Raw genomic sequence first — 6,039 nt, forward strand, 5'->3', positions numbered from 1 at the left:
TGAAATTTTCATATTAATTTACAATATTTTCAAGAGGCATAGCCTAAAATTTGAAATAGCTTAACTCCTACCGGAGAAAATATAGCTTTTTGTGGCTTAATCATATTATATTCTTGATATTTTTTCTCCCTTCTTAAGAAATTTAATTCTGCTAATACTACTATTAATACTGCTATTACTGAATTTATATGCCTGCTAATAACCTTATATTGTTAATTAAATTACACTTTGTTTTATCAAGGCTTGATAAGAAAAAGCATCAGATTTTTCACCAATGGCACCTTTGATTTTATGTATAAGAATTTCTAATACCCATGTTGCTATGACTAAAAAACATAGATACCAAAACTTCGTTAACAAATCAAATGCAACTTATAGTTGATAAATATGTTATATTTAAGTGATAGCAATATTGTTATCTTATTGGTAGAATTGTTTAGGGGTGATTAGAAATGGGTTTTCCGGAACAATTGCAGAATTTTTAAAAAATTTTCAGCCTTGGTTGCTGCAATCTTAATACAAGGAGGATATATAATGATTTTATATAGAAATGATAAATGCTGGTGTGGAAGTGGAATAAAATACAAAAATTGCCATTTGAACTTTGATAAAAAGTTAGAAACCTTGAAAAATAAAGGATACATAGTTCCAACAAGAAATCTTATTAAAAATAAAGATCAAATTGAAGGAATCAGAAAAAGTGCTAAAATTAATAATGGCCTTTTAGATTTAATTAGTGAGAATATTAAAGAAGGAATGACTACAGAAGAAATTAATAAACTAGCCTATGAGTATACAATATATAATGGTGGAATTCCGGCTCCTCTTAATTATGATGGATTTCCCAAAAGTATTTGTACATCAATTAATGATGAAGTATGTCATGGAATACCAAGCGAAGATATAGTACTTAAAAATGGTGATATTATAAATGTTGATGCAACTACTATACTTAATGAATATTATTCAGATGCGTCAAGAATGTTTATGATTGGAGACGTAAGTGATGAAGCTAGAAAAATAGTAGAAATAACTAAGAACTGTTTAAATAAAGGAATAGAAGCAGTAAAACCTTGGGGATTTTTAGGTGATATAGGAGCAGCGGTGCAAGAATATGCGCAAAGCAATGGCTACTCGGTAGTTAGGGATTTTGGAGGACATGGAGTTGGACTAGCTATGCATGAAGATCCATTTGTTTCCCATTTGGGAACTAAGGGAACAGATATGATTTTGGCACCTGGAATGGTATTTACGATTGAACCAATGATAAATGCTGGAAGTCATGAAATATTTATAGATGAGGATAATGGATGGACAACCTTTACTGCTGATGGATCACTTTCAGCACAATGGGAGCATACAATTCTTGTAACTGAAAATGGGATTGAAATAATATCAAAATAACAATGAACTAACACTAATATAGTAGAACTATGTGCATATTTTAATGCACATAGTTCTATCTATTTTGTAAGCTTAATTATTATATCTTTATGTTGTGGATATTTATTTAAAAGAACTGTTCTTTCAAATATTTCAAAGTCTTTAAAGTCAAAACCAGGTGATACCATACAGCCAACAAGAGAATAACCTGAGCTATTCATAGCAGAACCAAAGATATAATTCTTAGGTACTAGAAATTGCGGAACTTCTCCATTTTTTATATTAAGACCTAGTTGCCTAGTAGTAAGTTCTCCATTTGGACTTATCATATATATTGAAAGAGGAGCACCTGCATGATAGTACCACATTTCATCTGATTTTAATCTATGAAAACTTGAAATTTCCCCATCTCTTAATAAAAAATAAATGCTAGTCCAAAGTATTCTCTCGCCCTCAAATTTTGTTCTTAATTCATTTGAACTAATGTTTTCACAAGAGTCAAAGCTACTTTTATAAAACCCACCTTCAGGATGAGGTTCCATATTTAATGTGTCAATAAAGTATTGTGATGAGTACATAATTTATCTCCTTTCTAAAAAATATATTGTCTATGAATTAATATAACTATAAATCTGCTAAATGTTTACCTACATGGCCACTAAATGTCATTATACTGCTAATAAGATATAATCCAAAATCAAGACATATTTATGTTACTAAAAGACCTATAACCATTACTATTTTTGTCTTAATACTTTTACTTTGGACCATCTGCATTTCATTTTTAATTCTGTCATCTGCATTTCATTTTTAATTCTTGACATTTACTATACCATAAAGTATAATGAAAATATAGACCGGTCACTATAATTAGAAAGCTATAATTTATTAGAGAGGTATACTGATATGAATAATAAGGTAAATGTAAAAGAAAAATTTATAGAAACTGCATCAAAACTTTTCCAAATTAAGGGCTATAACGCAACTGGTTTAAATGAAATTTTAGCAAAAAGTGGAGCACCAAAAGGATCGTTATATTATCATTTCCCTAAAGGAAAAGAGCAACTTGCCTTGGAATCTGTAAACTTAGCAGGTCAAAAAATAATAACCAATGTGATTAATGCCTTAGATAGTATTGAAAATCCAGTTGAAGCTATTAAATTTAATATAGAAAACATTGCAATAATAATTGATAATGAGCAGAAAACTTCAGATATTTCTATAAGTTTAATAGCTCTAGAAACATATCTAACAAGTGAAATTTTAAGGAAAGCTTGCGACGAAATATTTACTTCATTAGAAAATATATATGCAAAAAAATTAATCAAGTCTGGAATTAGCAAAGATAAATCATATGAATTAGGTTGTGTAATTGCTGCAATGATAGAAGGTGGAATTACTTTATCGCTTACAAAGAAAAGTGGTGATTCACTTAGAATACTAGCTAAACAATTACCTAATTTAATAAATATATAGTAATGGAATACAAAATTTAAATGATTAATTAATACCTGTTTTATAAATAGGTGTTTTTTTAGGAGTTTATTATAAAGACTGGTCTAATATTAGGAGGAAATAATTTAATGGAAACAACAAAGTCTACAAAAAAACTCAACTCAAACGCAATTATAGGCGTATTAGCCTTCAGCTCATTTTTAGCTGTATTTAATGAAACTATATTAAATGTCGCATTATCTCCTCTTATGAAGGAAATGAATGTTACAGCCGGAACGGTGCAATGGATAATTACTGCATACATGATAGTTGTATCAGTTATGGTACCAATTACAGCGTTTCTAATTCAAACATTTGAAACAAAGCATTTATTTTTAGGTGCAATGACATTACTTTTAGTTGGAACAATATGTGCAGCTTGTTCAAGCTCTTTTGTTATGTTACTTATTTCAAGAATGTTACAAGCCTCAGGAACTGGAATGATGATTCCACTTTTAATGAATACAGTATTACTCGTAACCCCACCTGAAAAACATGGAGCAGCTATGGGAATATGCGGTTGTGTAATTTCTCTTGGACCAGCACTCGGACCAACAGTTTCAGGTATTTTATTACAATTTTTTAGTTGGCATGCATTATTTATAATGTTAATTCCACTTATAGTAATAGCTATGATTTTAGGTTCAATTTATTTAGTTAATGTGTCAACTCTTACAAAACCTAAAATCGATTTTATATCAATTATATTATCAAGCCTCGGAATTGGTGGGATTATATATGGTATAAGTAGTTTTAGTGGTGGTGGGAATATGAGGATTATCAGTTTAATATTTATTGTAGGAATTATATCATTAATTACATTTGTTAAACGTCAATTTTCTTTAAAAGAACCAATGTTAGAAATGCGTATATTTAAATATCCTTTCTTTTCAGTAGGGGTAGTCCTTGTTATGATTTCAATGATGACAATGTTCACTATGAACGTAATGTTACCTATCTTCCTTCAAGGTGCACTTAAAACAACAACATTTGTAGCAGCAATGGTATTACTTCCAGCATCACTTGCTAATGGAGCTGTAACTCCTATAGGTGGAAAAATTTATGATAAATTTGGTGTGAAAGTGTTAATACCAGTAGGTTTTGCTATAATCCTTGTGGCATTATTTGTTTTATCACGTTCGAATAGTGATACATCTCTTATTAAGATTATAGTTTCATATATAATAGTCTGCATTGGGGTTGGTATTACAATGTCACCTTGTCAAACGAGTTCTCTTAACCAACTACCAAAAGAAGCTTATCCACATGGAATAGCGGTTATGAATACCCTTCAGCAAATATCAGCAGCACTTGGTTCCTCATTATTTATTGGCATTATGTCAGCTTCCCAGCTAAAAGCCTTAAATAATTCAGCTTCCGAGCAAGTTGCAGTAGCTACTGGTTTTCAGTCAAGTGCAACACTCGCAGTAATATTTGTTTTAGTGGGCCTTTGTTTGTCCTTTGCTTTAAAATTTGGTAATAAGAGTTCTTATTCAGCCTCTAATTTAAGCTTAGAAAACGAAAAATAAACGGTCTTTAATTTAACTAACATATAATGAGGAGGATAAAAAATGAAAATTTTAGGTATTTCAGGTGGAAGAAAAGATGGTAATAATGATTCTATGTGTAAAGAAGCTTTGATGGCTGCAAATGAAATGGGTGCAGAGGTTGAATTTATTCGTTTATTAGATTTGGATATAAAATATTGTATTGGGTGCACAGCATGTGTTGGCTCACTTATGACAGGCAAAGGAAATAAATGTGTATTAAAAGATGACTTTGATTGGTTACTTGATAAAATGCTAGATGCAGATGGAGTGATTTTTGCAAACCCAATTTTCTGTAAAGGGGCTCCAAGTTTATTCCTTACTCTTAGAGATCGTTTCGGACCAAGGATGGATAGAGGTAACAATGTGGTAGCAACTAAAATTGCACAATCAACAGGAGGCATCGCACCCGATCCAAGAATATTAAAAGATAAAGTGGTTTCTTATATCGGGTTTGGCGGTTCAGACTGGGTTACAAGATTTCAATGTGACTCGGCAATACAAGCATTAACTCCTATGTGGAAAGTTATAGATAACGAAGTATTTCCTTGGTCTACAGGCATTATTATAGATAATGATAAAGTCGCAAGAGTACATGAAATAGGTATGAATCTTGCTAAAGCTGCAAAAGATATTGAAAATGCTTCTTATAAAGGCGAAAAAGGAGTTTGTCCACATTGCCATAGCAGAAACTTCTATTTAGATAGAGAATCTACTCATGCAATTTGCTGTATGTGTGGTATTGAAGGTGATGTTAAAATTGTAGATGGTAAAGTGAAATTTGAATTTCCAAAAGAGCAATTAAAACACGCTCATGATACTTTATCCGGAAAATTTATTCATGTAGATGATATCAAAAAGACTGTTGCCATAAGCACTGAATTAAAGAAATCAGATGATTATAAACAACGTTTAGAAAACTATAAAAAATTTATTACAGCAACTAAACCAGAAAAATAAATTTCCAATACCTCTACCTTTCACTCATAAAATCCACGGGGTACGCGAACAAATTGTAATCAAAATTTGTTTTTCTAATGACAAAAATAAAATTGGCTTGTCTATTTATAACAATCCAATTTTATTTTTTCTTTAATAATTATGTAACATAATATAAGGTAAATCTTTGCTTTATAACTTTACCTTTTTAAACTTTCTTTACTAATTAAGTCAACATATTCTTTGTGTTCTTTCAAACCAAGCCCAGTAACCATTCTATATTTTTCAAATGCTTTAATTTCTTTGCCTTCTGCAATTAGCTTTCTTAATTCAATATCCATATTTTTCAAGACTGTATTAGGTACTTCAATTTAATTAGATTTTTTATCCTTCTTATAATGGATTATGCTCAAGACAATAGAAATTCCTACGAAAAATGTATATGTTACTGCTGAAAAATAGTTTTTATCAAAAAAATCTATTATACCTAAAAATAAGCAACCAGATCCTGCTAATAGCCATAGTACCCACGTTTTTAATTTCATAATTTACTCTCCCCCATTAAACTGATAGTGTTAACACTATCTTTGTTTTATTTATTTAAGACCCTGCAATTGCAAGGATTGTAGCTGTTTTTAAGAAAAAAAACAATGACCCCCTCTTTCTGGTATAATTG

At 30.4% G+C, this 6,039-nt stretch carries 8 protein-coding genes; 4 read left to right on the forward strand and 4 right to left on the reverse strand.

Annotated features, from left to right (window positions below):
- Positions 1 to 216 precede the first annotated feature (216 nt).
- The gene (locus KPL38_RS17700; protein ID WP_216290462.1) at positions 217 to 360 is read right to left on the reverse strand and encodes a hypothetical protein; all 144 of its coding nucleotides are present in this window, start codon (positions 358 to 360) and stop codon (positions 217 to 219) included.
- Between the two features lie 174 nt (positions 361 to 534).
- Between KPL38_RS17700 and KPL38_RS17705 the strand changes: the two genes are divergently transcribed.
- Positions 535 to 1,404 (forward strand): methionyl aminopeptidase, encoded by an 870-nt coding sequence (locus KPL38_RS17705; RefSeq protein ID WP_216290463.1) that lies wholly within the window; start codon positions 535 to 537, stop codon positions 1,402 to 1,404.
- A 59-nt stretch (positions 1,405 to 1,463) separates the two neighbouring features.
- Here KPL38_RS17705 and KPL38_RS17710 read toward each other — a convergent pair whose 3' ends face one another.
- Positions 1,464 to 1,961, reverse strand: coding sequence for a cupin domain-containing protein (locus KPL38_RS17710; protein WP_216290464.1), 498 nt, complete (start codon positions 1,959 to 1,961; stop codon positions 1,464 to 1,466).
- Positions 1,962 to 2,289: 328 nt separating this feature from the next.
- Here KPL38_RS17710 and KPL38_RS17715 point away from each other — a divergent pair, with 328 nt between their 5' ends.
- From KPL38_RS17715 to KPL38_RS17725, 3 genes are all read left to right on the forward strand, one after another.
- Positions 2,290 to 2,859 (forward strand): TetR/AcrR family transcriptional regulator, encoded by a 570-nt coding sequence (locus KPL38_RS17715; protein ID WP_216290465.1) that lies wholly within the window; start codon positions 2,290 to 2,292, stop codon positions 2,857 to 2,859.
- A gap of 107 nt (positions 2,860 to 2,966) precedes the next feature.
- Positions 2,967 to 4,406, forward strand: coding sequence for an MDR family MFS transporter (locus KPL38_RS17720; protein ID WP_216290466.1), 1,440 nt, complete (start codon positions 2,967 to 2,969; stop codon positions 4,404 to 4,406).
- Positions 4,407 to 4,448: 42 nt separating this feature from the next.
- Positions 4,449 to 5,384, forward strand: a complete 936-nt coding sequence (locus KPL38_RS17725; protein WP_216290467.1) for an NAD(P)H-dependent oxidoreductase — start codon at positions 4,449 to 4,451, stop codon at positions 5,382 to 5,384.
- A gap of 179 nt (positions 5,385 to 5,563) precedes the next feature.
- On the opposite strand, the gene KPL38_RS17730 is transcribed toward KPL38_RS17725, so the two are convergent.
- Entirely contained in the window at positions 5,564 to 5,704 is a 141-nt protein-coding gene (locus KPL38_RS17730; RefSeq protein ID WP_216290468.1) for a hypothetical protein, read from the reverse strand.
- A gap of 30 nt (positions 5,705 to 5,734) precedes the next feature.
- On the reverse strand, positions 5,735 to 5,908 hold the full coding sequence (locus KPL38_RS17735; RefSeq protein ID WP_216290469.1) for a DUF8582 domain-containing membrane protein: 174 nt from the start codon (positions 5,906 to 5,908) through the stop codon (positions 5,735 to 5,737).
- Positions 5,909 to 6,039 lie beyond the last annotated feature (131 nt).

This window comes from Clostridium psychrophilum, from assembly GCF_018861705.1.
GTDB lineage: Bacteria > Bacillota > Clostridia > Clostridiales > Clostridiaceae > Clostridium_AD > Clostridium_AD psychrophilum.